A 16,291-nucleotide genomic window follows, 5' to 3' on the forward strand; every position below is an offset into this window, starting at 1 on the left:
GAAAAAGGGTGGACATGCTCGCGCAGGCCACCCTCTTCGATTGTTGCCGGGCTGCTTGGTTGCACCTGGGCGTGGCGCCTCGCGAGTGGCGAGGCCCGCTACGGTGCTCCGGCTACCCGGCGCGGAACGACTTAGCGAATCCCTGCGACGTAATCAGCCACAGCCTTGATCTCGGCATCCGACATCTTGGCGGCGATAGTGGTCATCACAGGATTGTTCTTGCGGGTGCCCTGGCGGAACGCAACCAGTTGCGCTTCAGTGTACTCGGACCATTGGCCGCCGATACGCGGGTACTGGGCCGGAATGCCGGCACCGGTGGGGCCGTGGCAAGCCGCGCAGGCCGGCACGCCCTTGGCCGCGATGCCACCGCGGTAGATCTTCTGGCCGGCTTCGATGGTGTCCTTGTTCTTGGCGGTGGCAGGCTTGAGGGTCTGCTTGGCCAGGTAGGCGCCGACGTCCTTCATTTCCTGCTCGGACAAGGCGGCCGCGTACGGCGACATGATGGCGTTGTTGCGAGCCTTGGCTTTGAAGTCGTCGAGCTGCTTGTGCACGTATTCCGGATGCTGGGCGGCCAGCTTCGGGTTGGCGGCGCCGCCGCTGTTACCGTTGGCGCCATGGCAGCTCAGGCAAGCCGGAACATTGCGATCAGGGGCACCTTGCGTGTAGAGGGTTTCGCCCTTGGCCGGATCAGCCTTTGCGGCGGCCTGCTCTGCGGCAGATGCCAGACCGGTCATGGCAGTTGCCGGCAGAGCCAGCGCCACAACAGCCAGAAGTTTCGCAATGCGGTTCATTCGCACACCTTGTCTGAATTGTTTTGAATTCCATGGGGCACGCCGTTCAGCACACTGCCCGCGGTGAGGACGCGATGGACAGGCGCTTTGACATCGGAAATTCATCACGACGGACCGCCGGCTCGCCTGAAGCCAGAAAACGCCCAGGCGAAAGCCGGATGGCACCGCTCCCATGCGAACGAGAGCGGCAGACCGTGCGAATATCCCGGTAGCAGGCCCAGACCCCCGGTTGGCCCTCTTGTGGCGGCACCAGGCTTCGGCGCCGTAACAGGGACTAGACCAACAGGCTTGCTACCACGATGGAACGGACACGCAAGACTTCCCGGCCAGATAGATGCGCGGCCAAGGATGCCGCGCGCCACCTAATCGGGAGGCCGTTAACCGCGTTATTGTACAATAAATCGTGTGCCGGATAGAGGATGTGCGCGCCGCGACGCGGCCAGACGCCAGCCCCGGCCATCAAGGCGGCCACATGTGCCGCCCACATCACTCACATCGGCGCGGTGACGCTGGCGAACCCACCTGAATCCAGGTGGCAGCCCGCCCCCACCCGCCCCATCGCCCAAGCGCATGTCCCTCCTACATCAGGCCCGCTTTTTCGTTACCGTCAATCATCTGCGCGACCTGCCTGCCACGGCCGTGCCGGAAGTGGCGTTCGCCGGCCGCTCCAACGCCGGCAAATCCACCGCCATCAATATCCTTTGCAACCAGAAGCGGTTGGCTTTTTCGTCGCGCACGCCGGGCCGCACCCAGCACATCAACTTCTTCGGCGTGGCCCCGGTCAAGGCGCCGGACCCGCTCGCTTTCCTCGTCGACTTGCCCGGCTACGGCTATGCGCAGGTCTCGGGGTCGGCCAAGTTCCATTGGCAAGCGTTGCTGAGCGACTACGTGCAGACCCGCTCGCAACTGTCCGGCCTGGTGCTGATGATGGACGCACGCCGCCCCTTTACCGACCTGGATTGCCAGATGGTCGAGTGGTTCCTGCCCACCGGCCGGCCCATTCACGTGCTGCTGACCAAGGCCGACAAGCTGACCAACAGCGAGAACGCCCTGGCCCTGCGCGAAACCCGCAAGGTGCTGGCCGGCTACGCAGAACAGCTCGACACGCCCGTACCCCTGACCGCGCAGCTGTTCTCCAGCCTGAAGCGCCGCGGCATCGAGGAAGCCCAGCGCGTGGTGGCGGGCTGGCTGTCCCTGCCCGAGGCCCTGCCGCCCGCAGCCCAGGAGAACAAGGCCGCGGTTGCGCGGCAGGCTGAACCGGAAGCGGAACCAGATACCGCTGCGGACGATGCGCCTCCCGACACGCCCGCGAACTGATCTGCTGGCGCCACAAAGCGTACCCACCCCTGCGCCCGCCCTGTTGTCGAATCGACAAGTCATGCGGTAAATGAGCCGGCAAAAAAAACCCCGTTGCAAGCAACGGGGGCGAACTTTCCCACCGGTTAAGGGCGGGTACCCGCTCAGGGAGGAGTAGCGGGGGACGCTGCATCACGCAAGCGCAACGCAGAGTGTCCGCGAGTATGATAGCGGGCGAGATCAAAAGTTTATTTTTTCTTTCGCAAGCGGCCTGGCCAGGCACTCGCCAGCCACATCGCGCCAGCCGCCCGGCAGACTCCCGCACTTCTTTTTCGACTCCTCTCTCAAGCCATGTCCACATTTCCCGAGTACCGTCCGCGCCGCATGCGCCGTGATGATTTCTCACGCAGGCTGATGCGCGAGAACCGCTTGTCGCCAGATAACCTGATCTATCCGGTATTCATCGTCGACGGCCATAACCAGCGTGAGAGCGTGGCGTCCATGCCTGGCGTGGAGCGTCTGTCGATCGACCTGTTGCTGCCGGTGGCGGAAGACTGCGTAAAACTCGGCATCCCGGTCATCGCACTGTTCCCGGTGATCGATCCGGCCTTGAAGACGCCCGACGGCATCGAGGCGACCAACGCAGAAGGCCTGATCCCGCGTGCCGTGCGCGCGCTCAAGGACCACTTCCCGGAACTGGGCGTGCTGACCGACGTGGCGCTGGATCCGTACACCAGCCACGGCCAGGACGGCGTGCTGGACGACGATGGCTACGTGATCAACGACGTCACCGTGGAGATCCTGGTCAAGCAGGCGCTGACGCAGGCCGCGGCCGGCGTGGATATCGTGGCCCCCTCGGACATGATGGACGGGCGCATCGGCGCCGTGCGCGCGGCGCTGGAAGACGGCGGCTATATCCATACGCGGATCATGGCGTACTCGGCCAAGTTCGCCTCCGCCTTCTATGGCCCGTTCCGCGACGCGGTGGGCTCGGCGGCCAACCTGGGCAAAGGCAACAAGATGACCTACCAGATGGACCCGGCCAACTCCGACGAAGCCCTGCGTGAAGTGGCGCAGGACATCATGGAAGGCGCCGACATGGTGATGGTCAAGCCCGGCATGCCTTACCTCGACATCCTGCGGCGCGTGAAGGACGAGTTCCGCTTCCCCACCTACGTCTATCAGGTCAGCGGCGAGTACGCGATGCTCAAGGCCGCAGCCCAGAATGGCTGGCTGGATCACGACAAGGTCATGATGGAATCACTGCTGGCCTTCCGCCGCGCCGGCGCCGATGGCATCCTGACCTACTTCGCACGCGACGCCGCTCGCCTGCTTGCGCGCTGAACCGGCCCGGATGCAGCTGCTAGGCTTTTCCGCAAGCCAGGTCCATCCGCTTGCCTCGCTCGACGCGGCGCGTGACTTCCTTGCCGGCAATGCGGCGGCCCGTTTCGTCTGGGTCGACACGCCGATCGAGGAGATCAGCGCCGCGCCGACGGCCTGGCGCGACAGCGTCCAGGCGCTGACAGGCGCCCCGGTGCTGGACCTGCATCTCATCGATGCCACCAACCCGTCGCACCCCTCGTATTTCGATACGACGCATGTCTACGACATGGTGATCTTCCGCAAGCTCACCTTCGAGACCAGCCGGCTGATCGCCGAGGCAGGCGCAGAGGGGACTGCGGCATCCGGAACGAGCACGACTGCGACGGCCGGCCCGCAGCCCGCGGCAAAACCCGGTACCCCAACCAAGCCGCGCCGCTACCCGCCGGGCTTCCTACCCGCGCTGGCCAAGATCGATACCCAGCCGGTCACATTCTTCGTCTTTGACAACGTGCTGCTGACGGTACGGCCCGCGCAATCGCGCACGCTGGACCAGGTGCGCCAGCGCCTGCTTGAGCTGTGCCAGGCGCCACGGCCGCAAGCGGCGTCAAGGACGCGAGCCAATGGCCACGCCGCGCTGGTGCATGGCATCCGCCCGCCGACGCGCCCGGAAGACCTGATGCTGCGGCTGCTCAACGCCATGGTCGACCGCTACCTGGACCTGCGTGCGCCGCTGACGCGCCAGCTCGACCGGTGGCAGCGCGCGCTGCTAAATGCGCGGCGCAGCTTTTCCAGCTGGGAGGGCTTGCTCGATGCCCGCATCGAGCTACGGCGGCTGGAGCACTTGTGCGAGGAGCAGCACGACGCGCTGCAAGAGTTCCGCGACAGCCTGCTCGACAACAGCTATAGCATCGCGAGTGAAGGACCCGCTGCAGGCACGCCAGGTACGCCAGGCGCGGCGGGCCGCGACGATGCGCTGCTGGTGCGGATCAACGACGTGATGGAGCACATCTCGCGCGTGCTCGCGCATGCGCGCCGGCTGGAGGACTCGATCGAGTCCGCGGTGCAGATCCACTTCTCTTCGGTGGCGCACCGCACCAATCGCACCATGCGCACGCTGACGTTGATCACCGCGCTGTTCATGCCGCTCACGCTGATCACCGGCATCTTCGGCATGAACTTCGACCGCATGCCGTGGCTGCGTGAGCCCCAGGGCTTCTGGTGGTCGCTGGGGCTGATGGGCGCGGTGGTGGTGGTGCTGGCCGCGGTATGGGCGCTGGGGCGCCGGCTGGAGCAAAGCTAGCCGACGCTAGCCAAAGCTGGCGCTTCGGGTATTTCAGATACGTCTCAGGTATTGGCTTTGGTATCGAGTGCGCGCGACAGCGTGTCGAGAAACCGCGTGGCCGGCTGATAGCCGATCGCGCGGACCGGCCGCTCGCGCCCGTCGGCGCCGTACAGGATGATGCCCGGGGGGCCGAACAGGCCGAAGCGCTTGAGCAGCGCGCGGTCATCGGCGTTGTTCTGGGTGACATCCGCCTGCAGCATCACAACCTCGGACAGCCGCGCCCGTACGCGCTCATCGGTAAAGGTGAAGCGCTCCATCTCCTTGCAGCTCACGCACCAGTCCGCGTAGAAATCGAGCAGCACCGGCTTGCCGGCCGCGGCGGCCTGCGCCACGCGCGCGTCCAGCTGCGCAACCGAGCGGACCCGCTCGAACCGTACGTCGGACGCGCCGCCGGTCGTCGCTTCCGGCGCCGAGCGCGCAGCGCTCAGGTGCGCCAGAGGCTGCAGGGGGTCCCGGCCGCCGGATGCCAGCCCGACCAGGAGGATGGCGCCTGCCAGCGCCGCCAGCAGGCCCAGGCCCTTGCCTACCCTGGCCAGGCCATGCGCGTCGGGGCCGAGTGAATCGAAGGCGCTTAGGAAGACCGCGCCAACCAGCAGCAGCGCAGCCCAGCCCGCCATCAGCGCCCACGCGGGCAGCACCGGGCTCACCATCCAGAGCGCCACGCCCAGCAGCAGGAAGCCAAAGAAGCGCTTCGTCGTCTCCATCCAGCGCCCGGCGCGCGGCAGCAGGTTGCCCGCCCCCACGCCCACCAGCACCAGCGGCACGCCCATGCCGAGCGCCATGGCAAACAACGCACCGCCGCCGACCACGGCATCACCAGTGCGCGCGATATAGGCCAGCGCACCTGCCAGTGGCGCCGTCACGCACGGTCCGACGATCAGCGCGGAGATCGCGCCCATGACTGCGGCACCAGCAAGCTGCCCGCCCTGGCGGCGGTTGGACGATGCCGTCAGCCGGGTCTGCCAGTGCTGCGGCAGCTGCAGCTCATAGAGACCGAACATGGACAGCGACAGCGCCACCATCAGCAGCGCAAAGGCAGCCAGCATCCACGGCGCCTGCAGCGCCGCCGAGAGGCCCTCACCGAGCAGGCCCGCCGCCACGCCGATCCCCGTGTAGACCACTGCCATGCCAAGCACATAGGACAGCGACACCAGCAAGGCGCGCTTGCGCGTGACGTGCTCGCCCACCACGATCGACGACAGGATGGGCACCATCGGCAACACGCATGGCGTGAAGGTCAGCAGCAGGCCCAGGCCGAAGAACAGCGCGGCGATCACGCCGAGGTTGCGGCTGGCCAGGGCGCCAGCGATGCGGTCGTTCTCGTCGGCCGTGGGGGCCGGCAGGGCGGGGGAGGGGCCGGCCGCGTCGCCGCTTGCCGCGGCCGGGTTGTTGCCGATGCGGCTGGAATCCGCCGGTGCCCGCTTGCCGAACAATCCGTCAAGTGCACCGCCGCCGACCTTGAACACACTTTCCTGCGGCGGATAGCACAGGCCTTTGTCGGCACAGCCCTGGGAAGTCACCACCAGCGACCATTTGCCGTCGGCCGGGGCGGACTCCACCGGCACGCGGATGGTCAGCCCGCCGTGATAGGTTTCCATCTCCTTGCCGAACGTCTCGTCGAACTTGACCTTGCCGGGCGGGAACACCGGCGCACCCAGCTTGACGGACGCCGGCTGCGCCGCAAAGGCAAAGCGATCGCGGTAGAGGTAGTAGCCATCCGCCACGTCGAAGCGAACCTCGATCGTCTTCGCATCGACCTGATGGGCCGCAAACCGGAAGGCCTGTTCCGGCGGCAAGAAGTCGTCATCGGCGGCATGTGCCATGCCGCCGAGGCACAGCCAGAGTGAGGCCAGCAGCATGATCAACAGCCGCACTGCGGCACCATGCCGCATGGCTTGCCCAGCCCCCCAGCCACCCGAGGCGTTCGCGCTCACACCGAAACTCATGCCCAGCCTTTGAAATGTCATTCGTTGTATCCGCATCGCGCTCGCTTCATGGCGCCAGTCCCAGGCCGCAGTGCCTATTGCCTGCATCAGTGTCAGTCAGCGCAGCAACCACTATCCTTACGCACTGTCGCCTCCGTCCGTGGTCGTTCGGGTTTCGTGCGCGACCCACGCCAGATACGGCGCAAATCCCGCGACCAGCGGCATTGCCACGATCTCAGGCACCTCGTAGGGGTGCGCTAGCCGAATCGCGGCCTCCAGCGCCGCGTAACGCTCCTGGGTGGTCTTGATCATCAGCGGCCACTCGCGTGCGCTTTCGATCTCACCTTGCCACCAGTACTCGGACTCGCACGGCGCCAGCCGGTTCACGCATGCCGCCAACCTCGACTCCAGCACGGCCCTTGCAACACGCCCTGCGGACTCGGCGTCCGGCAGCGATGTCATCACCAAGATTGCTTCGCTCATCAGATCGTCCTCCCAGGCCACAGGCTGCCCCGCGGCCAGACTCCGGCGCACCGGCCCCGGAAAACAAAAGAGCCAGGCATGTAGCCTGGCTCGATTGTAAGCGGTGTCCGCGCGGCTCGCCGCGACCAACGGTCGCAGCGGGCCGGGACGGAATCAACCTTATTCGCCTGCTTCTTCAGCCGGCGCTTCGGTGATTTCCGGGCGGTCAACCAGTTCGACCAGCGCCATCGGCGCATTGTCGCCCTGGCGGAAACCGAACTTCAGGATACGCGTGTAGCCACCCGGACGCGCGTTGTAACGCGGGCCGAGTTCGTTGAACAGCTTGGTGACCATGTCGCGGTCGCGCAGACGGGCGAAGGCCAGGCGGCGGTTGGCAACGGTGTCCTTCTTGGCCAGCGTGATCAGGGGCTCGACAACCTTGCGCAGTTCCTTGGCCTTGGGCAGGGTGGTCTTGATCAGCTCGTGCTGGAACAGCGAGTTGGACATGTTGCGCAGCATCGCGAGGCGGTGCGACGAGGTGCGGTTCAGTTTCCGCAAACCATGACGGTGACGCATGATGATTCCTTTATTGCAATGTTTGACCAGCTCTTCTATCGCTTGGCCGGAGCAATCTCCGGTTCGGCGCGGGCCGGTAGTCTATTAAGGCAGCCGGCACATGCCGGTCGCCGCGATGACCTGGCGCGGCGGCAGGGGAAACCCGCCACCGCGCCTGGCTATTACTTCTCCAGCCCTGCGGGCGGCCAGTTCTCGAGCTTCATGCCGAGGGTCAGGCCGCGCGAAGCCAGCACTTCCTTGATTTCATTGAGCGACTTGCGACCCAGGTTCGGGGTCTTGAGCAGCTCATTCTCGGTACGCTGGATCAGGTCGCCGATGTAGTAAATGTTTTCGGCCTTCAGGCAGTTGGCCGAACGCACGGTCAGCTCCAGGTCGTCGACCGGGCGCAGCAGGATCGGATCGATCTGCGGCGTGCGGCTCGAAGCGGCTTCCGCCGACGACTCGGTGCCTTCCAGCGCGGCGAACACCGACAACTGGTCCACCAGGATGCGGGCCGATTGACGAATCGCTTCCTCGGGCGAAATCACGCCGTCGGTTTCGATGTTCATCACCAGCTTGTCGAGGTCGGTACGCTGTTCCACACGAGCCGATTCGACTGCGTACGAAACGCGGCGCACGGGCGAGAACGAAGCGTCCAGCACGATGCGGCCAATGACCTTGCCCGCTTCGTCGCCGAACTTGCGCACGTTGCCCGGCACATAGCCACGGCCTTGTTCGACCTTGATCTGCATATCGAGCTTGCCGCCGGCCGACAGGTGAGCGATCACGTGGCCGGGGTTGATGATCTCGACATCGTGGGGCAGCTCGATATCGGCAGCCGTCACAACGCCTTCGCCTTCCTTGCGCAGCGAAACCGTGACTTCGTCGCGGTTGTGCAGCTTGAAGACCACACCCTTCAGATTCAGCAGCAGGTTGACTACGTCTTCCTGCACGCCATCGATGGTGGAGTACTCATGGACCACCCCAGCGATCGTGACTTCGGTCGGGGCATAACCGACCATCGACGACAGCAGCACGCGACGCAGGGCGTTACCGAGCGTATGGCCATAGCCACGCTCGAACGGCTCCATCACGACCTTCGCGTGATGGTCGCCGAGCGGCTCCACGGCAATAATTTTAGGCTTGAGTAGTGCTGTTTGCATTAGGTTGTCCTTTTCAATACCCTCGGCTCGTTACACCGATAAGGCTGACGTTTGGAACCTGAAAATCCCATCGCACGATGGGCAATAAGCCCGACGCGCGGCAGCGCGTCGGGCTGAATGTGAAGCTTGGCGGGAAACGCAAGCCCCTGGCCGTTCGATGGTGTCGGTCAGAATTCGAGTGATTAACGCGAATACAACTCGACGATCAGGCTTTCGTTGATGTCACCCGAGATATCGGCGCGATCCGGCACTTGCTTGAAGGTGCCTTCGAACTTCTTCGCGTCCACGGCAACCCATGCCGGGAAACCCGATTGCTCAGCCAGCGACAGCGCTTCGGCGATACGGACTTGCTTCTTCGACTGCTCGCGGATGGTGATGACGTCACCAGCCTTGACTTGCGCCGACGGCACGTTCAGGGCTTGACCGTTCAGCAGGATCGCCTTGTGCGACACCAGCTGGCGCGCTTCAGCGCGGGTCGAGCCAAAGCCCATGCGGTACACGACGTTGTCCAGGCGCGACTCCAGCAGTTGCAGCAGCTTCTCGCCGGTGTTGCCCTTGCGGCGGTCGGCTTCAGCGAAGTAGCGGCGGAACTGACGCTCGAGCACGCCATAGATACGCTTGACCTTCTGCTTTTCGCGCAGTTGGTTGCCGTAGTCGGAGGTGCGTGCACCCGAGGTGCGGCCGTGCTGGCCCGGCTTGCTGTCCAGCTTGCACTTGTCTGCAAGCGAGCGGCGCGCGCTCTTCAGGAACAGGTCGGTACCTTCACGACGGGAGAGTTTGGCCTTCGGGCCGATATAACGTGCCACTTTATCTTCCTTCCTGATCGATCGCGGCGCCTTGTTTGACGCGCCGCGAGTCCGCCTTCTCCGCCCGTTCGACGGACGCGTGAGTGGCAGACGGTGGGCTTATCCAGCGCATTCCCCGAAGGGCACGCGCAAAAGCATATGACTGACTACGAGCATCAGGCGGCGGACCATCAGGCCAATCGCCAGACACAAAAACGCAAAACGAAAACCTGCCGCAAAGCATATGCAGCAGGTCAACGTGCGATGTTACCACACCGGGCAGAGGGCGAGGAAGACCTCACCCGCGGCCCGGGTATCACACCGGCGCTTAGATCCGACGACGCTTGGGCGGACGGCAGCCGTTGTGCGGCACTGGCGTCACGTCTTCGATAATCGAGATCTTGATGCCGAGCGCGTTCAACGCGCGCACAGCCGATTCACGGCCAGGGCCGGGGCCCTTGATGCGCACGTCCAGGTTCTTGATACCCTGGTCTTGCGCCACGCGGCCGGCGTTCTCTGCAGCAACCTGAGCTGCGAAGGGCGTCGACTTACGCGAACCCTTGAAGCCCTGGCCACCCGAGGTTGCCCATGCCAGGGCATTGCCCTGGCGGTCGGTGATCGTGATGATGGTGTTGTTGAACGAAGCGTGGACGTGCGCAATGCCGTCGGCAACGTTCTTCTTGACCTTCTTACGCGCGCGCTGGGCGGCGTTATTCGGACCTTTTGCCATTAGTTTCTTCCTCTGCCTTCGGCTTTACTTCTTCAGAGCCACGCCGGCCTTACGCGGACCCTTGCGGGTACGGGCGTTGGTGCGGGTGCGCTGACCGCGCATCGGGAGACCCCTGCGGTGACGGACGCCACGATAGCAACCAAGGTCCATGAGACGCTTGATGTTCATCGTGGTTTCACGACGCAGGTCACCCTCAACCGTGGCCTTGGCTACTTCGTCACGAAGCTTTTCCAGGTCGCCGTCGGTCAGGTCCTTGACCTTCTTGTCAAAGGGAACGCCGGTGGCCACGCAAATCTTGCGGGCGCGCGAGCGGCCGATACCGTAAATAGCCGTCAGGCCAATCTCGGTATGCTTATGGTTCGGGATGTTAACCCCTGCGATACGTGCCATTCGTCAATCCTCTTTCCGATTAGCCTTGGCGTTGCTTGTGGCGGGGATCCGACGAGCAGATCACGCGCACGACACCGTTGCGCTTGATAACTTTGCAGTTGCGGCAAATGCGCTTAACAGAAGCCAGCACTTTCATGATTTTCCTCTTCCTTCAATTCCTGTTCGCTTCACTTCGTCCGAAAGACGATGCGCGCGCGTGACAGATCATATGGGGTCAGTTCAACCGTCACCCGATCACCCGGAAGAATCCGGATGTAGTTCATTCGCATCTTGCCGGAGATATGGCCCAGCACTACGTGGCCGTTCTCCAGTTTGACGCGGAACGTCGCGTTGGGGAGGTTTTCCAGGACCTCCCCCTGCATCTGGATGACGTCGTCTTTTGCCATACCTAGCCTGTACCGACCCGGCTTCAGCGCAAGGTCAGATTACCCTTGAAATTCGCTTTCTTCAGCAGGGACTCATATTGCTGCGACATGACATAGGACTGGACCTGGGCCATGAAGTCCATCGTGACGACCACGATGATCAGCAACGAGGTTCCGCCAAAATAGAACGGAACGTTCCAGCGCAGTACCAGGAATTCCGGCAACAGGCAGACCAGTGTGATGTAGATCGCACCAGCCAGCGTCAGACGGACAAGAATCTTGTCGATGTAGCGCGTCGTCTGCTCGCCCGGACGAATGCCCGGAATGAAGGCACCGCTTTTCTTCAGGTTGTCTGCGACTTCCCGGCTGTTGTACACAAGAGCCGTATAGAAGAAGCAGAAAAATATAATTGCAGCAGCGTACAGCAGGATGTAGACCGGCTGTCCCGGCGAAAGCGTCGCAGCCAGGTCCTTGATGAACCGGCCGGCAGCGCTCGTCGAGTCAGACGTGAACCAGCCCGCGATGGTCGCCGGGAACAAGATGATCGACGATGCGAAGATCGGCGGAATCACCCCTGCCATGTTCAGCTTCAGCGGCAGGTGCGACGATTGACCGCCATACACCTTGTTGCCGACCTGACGCTTGGCATAGTTCACCAGGATCTTGCGCTGGCCACGCTCGACAAACACCACGGCGAAGGTGACACCGGCGATGATTGCCACGATCAGGATCGAAGCAATGATGCTCATGGAACCGGTGCGAACCAGTTCGAAGAGCCCGCCGATCGCGTTGGGCAAGCCCGCCGCGATACCGCCGAAGATGATGATCGAGATACCGTTGCCCAGACCCCGCTCGGTGATCTGCTCACCCAGCCACATCAGGAACATCGTACCGGTCACCAGCGTGATCACTGCCGTAGCCCGGAACATCAGGCCCGGATCGATCACCAGACCAGGCTGAGACTCCAGCGCGACTGCAATCGACAGCGCCTGGAAGGTGGCCAGAACCACCGTGCCGTAGCGCGTGTACTGCGTGATCTTGCGTTGACCCGCCTGCCCTTCCTTCTTCAGCGACTCCAGCTGCGGCAGCACGATCGTCAGCAATTGCATGATGATCGACGCCGAGATGTACGGCATGATGCCGAGCGCGAAGACGGTAAAGCGCGACAGCGCACCGCCCGAGAACAGGTTGAACATCCCGAGGATGCCACCTGACTGACTCTGGAAAAGCTTCGCAAGCTGTTCCGGATCGATTCCCGGCACCGGAATATGCGCTCCGATGCGGTACACGATCAGGGCCAGCACCAGGAACATCAGCCGGCGCTTCAGGTCGCCGTACTTCGCCGTGTTCTTGGCTTGCGTGCTTGCATTGGGTTTCGCCGTGGCCAAACGATGCTCCGACTGTGACTCGCCTATGCTGCGAAATCTGCTGCTAAATTACGCCGCGATCTGACCGCCGGCGGCTTCGATCGCAGCCTTGGCACCAGCGGTGGCGCCCAGACCCTTGATCGTAACCTTGCGGGTCAGCTCACCAGCCTTGATGACCTTGGCGCTCTTGGCCAGCTCAGCCACCAGGCCAGCTTGCTTCAGAACCAGCAGGTCCACCTCGGTGGCTTCCAGGCGCTCGATATCACGCAGGGTCACTTCGGCGTTGAAGGCCTTCGTCAGCGACGTGAAGCCACGCTTCGGCAGGCGACGATACAGCGGCATTTGACCGCCTTCGAAGCCGACCTTGTGGAAGCCGCCCGAACGCGACTTCTGACCCTTGTGACCACGGCCGGCAGTCTTGCCCAGGCCGGAGCCGATACCGCGGCCGACGCGACGCTTGGCGTGCTTCGAACCGTCAGCCGGTTTCAGGTTGTTGAGTTGCATCTTGCTCTCCGTGTCCCGGGACTCAGGCCAGAACCTTGACCAGGTACGAGACCTTGTTGATCATGCCGCGCACGGCGGGCGTGTCCTGCAGCTCCGACACCGAATTGATACGGCGCAGGCCCAGGCCACGGACGGTGGCGCGATGATCCTCGCGCGTGCCGATCAGGCTGCGCACGAGTTGCACTTTTACGGTTTGTTGCGACATTTCGTCCGACTCCTTAACCGAGGATGTCTTCAACAGACTTGCCACGCTTGGCGGCGATCTCGCCCGGCGTGCTCATCTTTTGAAGACCGTCCAGCGTGGCGCGAACCATGTTGTACGGATTGGTCGAGCCGTGCGACTTGGTCACGACGTTGGTCACGCCCATCACTTCGAAAATCGCGCGCATCGGGCCACCAGCGATCACGCCGGTACCTTCCTTGGCGGGCATCATCAGCACCTTGGCGGCGCCGTGCTTGCCAACGACTTCGTGTTGCAGCGTGCCGTTCTTGAGCGAGACCTTGACCATCTTGCGACGGGCTTCGTCCATTGCCTTCTGAACCGCAACCGGCACTTCCTTAGCCTTGCCCTTGCCCATGCCGATGCGGCCATCGCCGTCACCAACCACGGTCAGCGCAGCGAAACCGAGAATCCGGCCACCCTTCACCACCTTGGTGACGCGGTTGACCGAGATCATCTTCTCGCGGAGGCCGTCGTCGCGTTCGTCCTGCTGGACTTTTGCTTGCATTTTTGCCATGACGTATCTCTCTATGTGCGCTTAGAACTTAAGGCCGGCTTCGCGTGCTGCGTCAGCCAGTGCCTTCACGCGACCATGGAAGCGGAAGCCGCCGCGATCGAACGCAACGGTTTCCACGCCAGCTGCCTTCGCCTTTTCGGCGATGCGCTTGCCAATCAGGGTCGCGGCGGCTGCGGTAGCACCGCTGCCGGTCAGTTCCTTGCGCACTTCTGCCTCGGCGGTCGAAGCCGATGCCAGCACTTGCGTGCCGCACGGCGAGTAGACCTGGGCGTAAATATGCGAATTCGTACGGAACACGGTCAGACGGTTGATCTTCAACTCCGCGATTTTGGCGCGGGTCTGACGTGCACGGCGCAAACGAGCGTCTTTCTTGTTCATGATTGCACCCCTTACTTCTTCTTGGTTTCCTTCAGGATGACGCGCTCGTCCGAGTAGCGAACGCCCTTGCCCTTATAGGGCTCAGGCGGACGGTACGCGCGGACTTCCGCAGCCACCTGACCGACTTTCTGCTTGTCCGCACCCTTGATGATGATCTCGGTCTGCGTGGGCGTTGCCGCCGTCACGCCTTCCGGCATCGCATGGATCACGTCGTGCGAGAAACCAAGCTGGAGCTTCAGCGCAGTACCTTGCAGCTGGGCACGATAGCCCACGCCGACCAGGTTAAGCTTGCGCTCGAAACCGGCGGTTACACCCTTGACCATATTGGCCACCAGGGCGCGCATGGTGCCCTGCAGTGCGTTTGCTTCGCGCGATTCATCGACCGGAGCGAAGGTCAGCGTGTCGTTTTCGACATTGACCTTGACCAGGCTGTGAATCGGCTGCGTCAGCGTGCCGAGCGGGCCCTTAACGGAGAGCACGCCAGCCGCCACATTGACTTCTGCGCCTTTGGGCAGCGCGATGGGAGCCTTACCTACACGGGACATGGTCTACTCCTTACGCGACGTAGCAAAGAACTTCGCCGCCCACGCCAGTGGCACGTGCCTTGCGATCGGTCATCAGACCCTGGGGGGTCGAGATGATTGCGACGCCGAGGCCGTTCATCACTTGGGGGATGTCGCTACGGCCCTTGTACACGCGCAGACCAGGCTTCGAGACGCGTTCAATGCGCTCGATGACCGGACGGCCAGCGTAGTACTTCAGACCGATGCTCAGTTGTGCCTTGCCGCCTTCTTCTTTCACGGCGTAGTCGTCGATGTAGCCTTCGTCCTTAAGGACCTTGGCGATTGCCACTTTCAGCTTCGACGACGGCATGACAACCGACACTTTCTGCACGCCTTGGGCGTTGCGGATGCGCGTCAGCATATCGGCGATAGGATCGCTCATGCTCATACTGTTTCTCCTGTAGCCTGTGCGTAATTACCAGCTGGCTTTCGTCAGACCCGGGATTTCGCCACGGAAGGCGATTTCACGGATCTTATTACGCGCCAGGCCAAACTTGCGGAAGGTACCGCGGGGACGACCGGTGATCGCGCAGCGGTTACGCTGGCGAGTCGGGTTCGCGTTGCGCGGGAGCTGCTGCAGCTCGAGACGCGCGCTATAACGCTCTTCTTCCGACTTCTCTTGGTCGTCGATAATGGCCTTGAGGGTCGCACGCTTGTCGGCATACTTTGCCACGAGCCTAGCGCGCTTCTTCTCACGTTCAATCAGAGCCAATTTAGCCACGGTTACCCCTTAATTACGGAACGGGAACTTGAATGCTGCGAGGAGTGCCTTGGCTTCCTCGTCATTCTTCGCCGTCGTCGTGATGCTGATGTTCAGACCACGCAGTGCGTCGATCTTGTCGTACTCAATTTCGGGGAAAATGATCTGCTCTTTCACACCGATGTTGTAGTTGCCACGACCATCGAACGAGCGGCCCGAAACACCACGGAAGTCACGCACGCGCGGCAGGGCCACGGTCACGAGACGATCCAGGAATTCGAACATGCGTTCGCCGCGCAGCGTCACCATCGCGCCGATGGGATAACCCTGGCGGATCTTGAAGCCGGCGATTGCCTTCTTGGCCTTGGTCACCACCGGCTTTTGGCCGGCGATCTTGGTCAGGTCGCCCACGGCCAGCTCAATGACCTTCTTGTCATTGATGGCTTCGCCAAGGCCCATGTTCAGGGTGATCTTGGTGATGCGCGGCACTTCCATGACCGACTTGAAGCCGAATTGTTCGATCAGCTTCGGTACTACTTGTTCTTTGTAAAACTCTTGCAGACGTGCAGTCATGCTCAACTCCTATCTGTGCCCAGAATCAAGCTGCCACGACGGCACCGGTGGTCTTCAGCACGCGCACACGCTTGCCGTCTTCCACCTTGATACCGACGCGCGACGGCTTGCCATTGGCATCCACGAGCGCAACGTTAGAAATATGCAGCGGCATGACCTTGTCGACCACACCACCGGTGGTGCCCAGCATGGGGTTCGGACGTGCGTGCTTCTTGGCAACGTTGACGCCTTCCACCACAACCTTCTCGCCGAGCATGGCTTGCACGGTGCCGCGCTTGCCCTTGTCTTTTCCGGTCAGGACGATGACTTCGTCGCCTTTACGAATCTTGTTCATGGCGGCTC

The 16,291-nt window shown here is 62.8% G+C and carries 23 protein-coding genes; 3 read left to right on the plus strand and 20 right to left on the minus strand.

All coding sequences use genetic code 11. From position 1 onward, the window contains the following. Nucleotides 1–131 precede the first annotated feature (131 nt). Entirely contained in the window at nucleotides 132–791 is a 660-nt protein-coding gene (locus RR42_RS19090) for a c-type cytochrome (RefSeq protein ID WP_043350320.1), read from the minus strand. A 570-nt stretch (nucleotides 792–1,361) separates the two neighbouring features. Between RR42_RS19090 and yihA the strand changes: the two genes are divergently transcribed. From yihA to RR42_RS19105, 3 genes are all read left to right on the plus strand, one after another. Beyond that, a complete protein-coding gene (gene yihA / locus RR42_RS19095; protein WP_043350324.1) occupies nucleotides 1,362–2,108 on the plus strand; it encodes a ribosome biogenesis GTP-binding protein YihA/YsxC in 747 nt (248 codons plus the stop codon). 330 nt (nucleotides 2,109–2,438) lie between these two features. Further along, on the plus strand, nucleotides 2,439–3,431 hold the full coding sequence (gene hemB / locus RR42_RS19100; protein ID WP_043350327.1) for a porphobilinogen synthase: 993 nt from the start codon (nucleotides 2,439–2,441) through the stop codon (nucleotides 3,429–3,431). A 10-nt stretch (nucleotides 3,432–3,441) separates the two neighbouring features. After that, nucleotides 3,442–4,710, plus strand: a complete 1,269-nt coding sequence (locus RR42_RS19105) for a magnesium transporter CorA family protein (RefSeq protein WP_043350329.1) — start codon at nucleotides 3,442–3,444, stop codon at nucleotides 4,708–4,710. 44 nt (nucleotides 4,711–4,754) lie between these two features. On the opposite strand, the gene dsbD is transcribed toward RR42_RS19105, so the two are convergent. From dsbD to rplX, 19 genes are all read right to left on the minus strand, one after another. Continuing rightward, nucleotides 4,755–6,644, minus strand: coding sequence for a protein-disulfide reductase DsbD (dsbD, locus tag RR42_RS19110; RefSeq protein WP_144409907.1), 1,890 nt, complete (start codon nucleotides 6,642–6,644; stop codon nucleotides 4,755–4,757). A 171-nt stretch (nucleotides 6,645–6,815) separates the two neighbouring features. After that, nucleotides 6,816–7,160 (minus strand): divalent-cation tolerance protein CutA, encoded by a 345-nt coding sequence (gene cutA, locus RR42_RS19115; protein WP_043352396.1) that lies wholly within the window; start codon nucleotides 7,158–7,160, stop codon nucleotides 6,816–6,818. Nucleotides 7,161–7,319: 159 nt separating this feature from the next. After that, on the minus strand, nucleotides 7,320–7,715 hold the full coding sequence (gene rplQ / locus RR42_RS19120) for a 50S ribosomal protein L17 (protein ID WP_006160427.1): 396 nt from the start codon (nucleotides 7,713–7,715) through the stop codon (nucleotides 7,320–7,322). 161 nt (nucleotides 7,716–7,876) lie between these two features. Further along, on the minus strand, nucleotides 7,877–8,857 hold the full coding sequence (locus RR42_RS19125; protein WP_006160428.1) for a DNA-directed RNA polymerase subunit alpha: 981 nt from the start codon (nucleotides 8,855–8,857) through the stop codon (nucleotides 7,877–7,879). Nucleotides 8,858–9,039: 182 nt separating this feature from the next. Beyond that, a complete protein-coding gene (gene rpsD, locus RR42_RS19130) occupies nucleotides 9,040–9,663 on the minus strand; it encodes a 30S ribosomal protein S4 (protein ID WP_006160429.1) in 624 nt (207 codons plus the stop codon). 307 nt (nucleotides 9,664–9,970) lie between these two features. Then, nucleotides 9,971–10,372 (minus strand): 30S ribosomal protein S11, encoded by a 402-nt coding sequence (gene rpsK, locus RR42_RS19135; RefSeq protein ID WP_006160430.1) that lies wholly within the window; start codon nucleotides 10,370–10,372, stop codon nucleotides 9,971–9,973. A 24-nt stretch (nucleotides 10,373–10,396) separates the two neighbouring features. Beyond that, a complete protein-coding gene (rpsM, locus tag RR42_RS19140; RefSeq protein ID WP_006160431.1) occupies nucleotides 10,397–10,762 on the minus strand; it encodes a 30S ribosomal protein S13 in 366 nt (121 codons plus the stop codon). A 19-nt stretch (nucleotides 10,763–10,781) separates the two neighbouring features. Next, nucleotides 10,782–10,898 (minus strand): 50S ribosomal protein L36, encoded by a 117-nt coding sequence (rpmJ, locus tag RR42_RS19145; protein ID WP_006160433.1) that lies wholly within the window; start codon nucleotides 10,896–10,898, stop codon nucleotides 10,782–10,784. A gap of 31 nt (nucleotides 10,899–10,929) precedes the next feature. Continuing rightward, entirely contained in the window at nucleotides 10,930–11,148 is a 219-nt protein-coding gene (infA, locus tag RR42_RS19150; RefSeq protein WP_006160436.1) for a translation initiation factor IF-1, read from the minus strand. Between the two features lie 23 nt (nucleotides 11,149–11,171). Continuing rightward, on the minus strand, nucleotides 11,172–12,515 hold the full coding sequence (gene secY / locus RR42_RS19155) for a preprotein translocase subunit SecY (RefSeq protein ID WP_006160437.1): 1,344 nt from the start codon (nucleotides 12,513–12,515) through the stop codon (nucleotides 11,172–11,174). A 48-nt stretch (nucleotides 12,516–12,563) separates the two neighbouring features. After that, on the minus strand, nucleotides 12,564–12,998 hold the full coding sequence (rplO, locus tag RR42_RS19160) for a 50S ribosomal protein L15 (RefSeq protein WP_006160439.1): 435 nt from the start codon (nucleotides 12,996–12,998) through the stop codon (nucleotides 12,564–12,566). 22 nt (nucleotides 12,999–13,020) lie between these two features. Continuing rightward, nucleotides 13,021–13,203 (minus strand): 50S ribosomal protein L30, encoded by a 183-nt coding sequence (gene rpmD, locus RR42_RS19165; protein ID WP_006160440.1) that lies wholly within the window; start codon nucleotides 13,201–13,203, stop codon nucleotides 13,021–13,023. Nucleotides 13,204–13,216: 13 nt separating this feature from the next. Further along, nucleotides 13,217–13,735, minus strand: a complete 519-nt coding sequence (gene rpsE / locus RR42_RS19170; RefSeq protein WP_006160449.1) for a 30S ribosomal protein S5 — start codon at nucleotides 13,733–13,735, stop codon at nucleotides 13,217–13,219. 21 nt (nucleotides 13,736–13,756) lie between these two features. Continuing rightward, nucleotides 13,757–14,113 carry a 50S ribosomal protein L18 gene (gene rplR / locus RR42_RS19175; protein ID WP_043350338.1) on the minus strand — a complete coding sequence of 119 codons (357 nt, stop codon included), beginning with the start codon at nucleotides 14,111–14,113 and terminating at the stop codon, nucleotides 13,757–13,759. A gap of 11 nt (nucleotides 14,114–14,124) precedes the next feature. Continuing rightward, complete coding sequence (gene rplF / locus RR42_RS19180; protein ID WP_043350342.1) at nucleotides 14,125–14,658, minus strand: 50S ribosomal protein L6; 534 nt, start codon at nucleotides 14,656–14,658, stop codon at nucleotides 14,125–14,127. Between the two features lie 10 nt (nucleotides 14,659–14,668). Beyond that, nucleotides 14,669–15,064: a 30S ribosomal protein S8 gene (gene rpsH, locus RR42_RS19185; protein ID WP_006160454.1), complete on the minus strand. Its 396-nt coding sequence runs from the start codon at nucleotides 15,062–15,064 to the stop codon at nucleotides 14,669–14,671. 27 nt (nucleotides 15,065–15,091) lie between these two features. After that, on the minus strand, nucleotides 15,092–15,397 hold the full coding sequence (gene rpsN, locus RR42_RS19190; RefSeq protein WP_006160456.1) for a 30S ribosomal protein S14: 306 nt from the start codon (nucleotides 15,395–15,397) through the stop codon (nucleotides 15,092–15,094). A 9-nt stretch (nucleotides 15,398–15,406) separates the two neighbouring features. Then, nucleotides 15,407–15,949: a 50S ribosomal protein L5 gene (gene rplE / locus RR42_RS19195; protein ID WP_006160458.1), complete on the minus strand. Its 543-nt coding sequence runs from the start codon at nucleotides 15,947–15,949 to the stop codon at nucleotides 15,407–15,409. A gap of 25 nt (nucleotides 15,950–15,974) precedes the next feature. Further along, nucleotides 15,975–16,283 (minus strand): 50S ribosomal protein L24, encoded by a 309-nt coding sequence (gene rplX / locus RR42_RS19200; protein ID WP_043350346.1) that lies wholly within the window; start codon nucleotides 16,281–16,283, stop codon nucleotides 15,975–15,977. Nucleotides 16,284–16,291: the final 8 nt, after the last annotated feature.

This window comes from Cupriavidus basilensis (assembly GCF_000832305.1).
Taxonomy (GTDB): domain Bacteria; phylum Pseudomonadota; class Gammaproteobacteria; order Burkholderiales; family Burkholderiaceae; genus Cupriavidus; species Cupriavidus basilensis_F.

Bases quoted from the DNA above. Each gene is read 5' to 3' on its own strand.
- rplO (WP_006160439.1), bottom strand. From the start codon at position 12,998: ATGCAACTCAACAACCTGAAACCGGCTGACGGTTCGAAGCACGCCAAG.
- rpsE (WP_006160449.1), bottom strand. From the start codon at position 13,735: ATGGCAAAAATGCAAGCAAAAGTCCAGCAGGACGAACGCGACGACGGC.
- rplF (WP_043350342.1), bottom strand. From the start codon at position 14,658: ATGTCCCGTGTAGGTAAGGCTCCCATCGCGCTGCCCAAAGGCGCAGAA.
- rpsM (WP_006160431.1), bottom strand. From the start codon at position 10,762: ATGGCACGTATCGCAGGGGTTAACATCCCGAACCATAAGCATACCGAG.
- rpmD (WP_006160440.1), bottom strand. From the start codon at position 13,203: ATGTCGCAACAAACCGTAAAAGTGCAACTCGTGCGCAGCCTGATCGGC.
- hemB (WP_043350327.1), top strand. From the start codon at position 2,439: ATGTCCACATTTCCCGAGTACCGTCCGCGCCGCATGCGCCGTGATGAT.
- infA (WP_006160436.1), bottom strand. From the start codon at position 11,148: ATGGCAAAAGACGACGTCATCCAGATGCAGGGGGAGGTCCTGGAAAAC.
- rpmJ (WP_006160433.1), bottom strand. From the start codon at position 10,898: ATGAAAGTGCTGGCTTCTGTTAAGCGCATTTGCCGCAACTGCAAAGTT.
- rpsK (WP_006160430.1), bottom strand. From the start codon at position 10,372: ATGGCAAAAGGTCCGAATAACGCCGCCCAGCGCGCGCGTAAGAAGGTC.
- rplQ (WP_006160427.1), bottom strand. From the start codon at position 7,715: ATGCGTCACCGTCATGGTTTGCGGAAACTGAACCGCACCTCGTCGCAC.
- cutA (WP_043352396.1), bottom strand. From the start codon at position 7,160: ATGAGCGAAGCAATCTTGGTGATGACATCGCTGCCGGACGCCGAGTCC.
- rplR (WP_043350338.1), bottom strand. From the start codon at position 14,113: ATGAACAAGAAAGACGCTCGTTTGCGCCGTGCACGTCAGACCCGCGCC.
- rplE (WP_006160458.1), bottom strand. From the start codon at position 15,949: ATGACTGCACGTCTGCAAGAGTTTTACAAAGAACAAGTAGTACCGAAG.
- rpsH (WP_006160454.1), bottom strand. From the start codon at position 15,064: ATGAGCATGAGCGATCCTATCGCCGATATGCTGACGCGCATCCGCAAC.
- RR42_RS19125 (WP_006160428.1), bottom strand. From the start codon at position 8,857: ATGCAAACAGCACTACTCAAGCCTAAAATTATTGCCGTGGAGCCGCTC.
- RR42_RS19090 (WP_043350320.1), bottom strand. From the start codon at position 791: ATGAACCGCATTGCGAAACTTCTGGCTGTTGTGGCGCTGGCTCTGCCG.
- yihA (WP_043350324.1), top strand. From the start codon at position 1,362: ATGTCCCTCCTACATCAGGCCCGCTTTTTCGTTACCGTCAATCATCTG.
- dsbD (WP_144409907.1), bottom strand. From the start codon at position 6,644: ATGCGGCATGGTGCCGCAGTGCGGCTGTTGATCATGCTGCTGGCCTCA.
- RR42_RS19105 (WP_043350329.1), top strand. From the start codon at position 3,442: ATGCAGCTGCTAGGCTTTTCCGCAAGCCAGGTCCATCCGCTTGCCTCG.
- rplX (WP_043350346.1), bottom strand. From the start codon at position 16,283: ATGAACAAGATTCGTAAAGGCGACGAAGTCATCGTCCTGACCGGAAAA.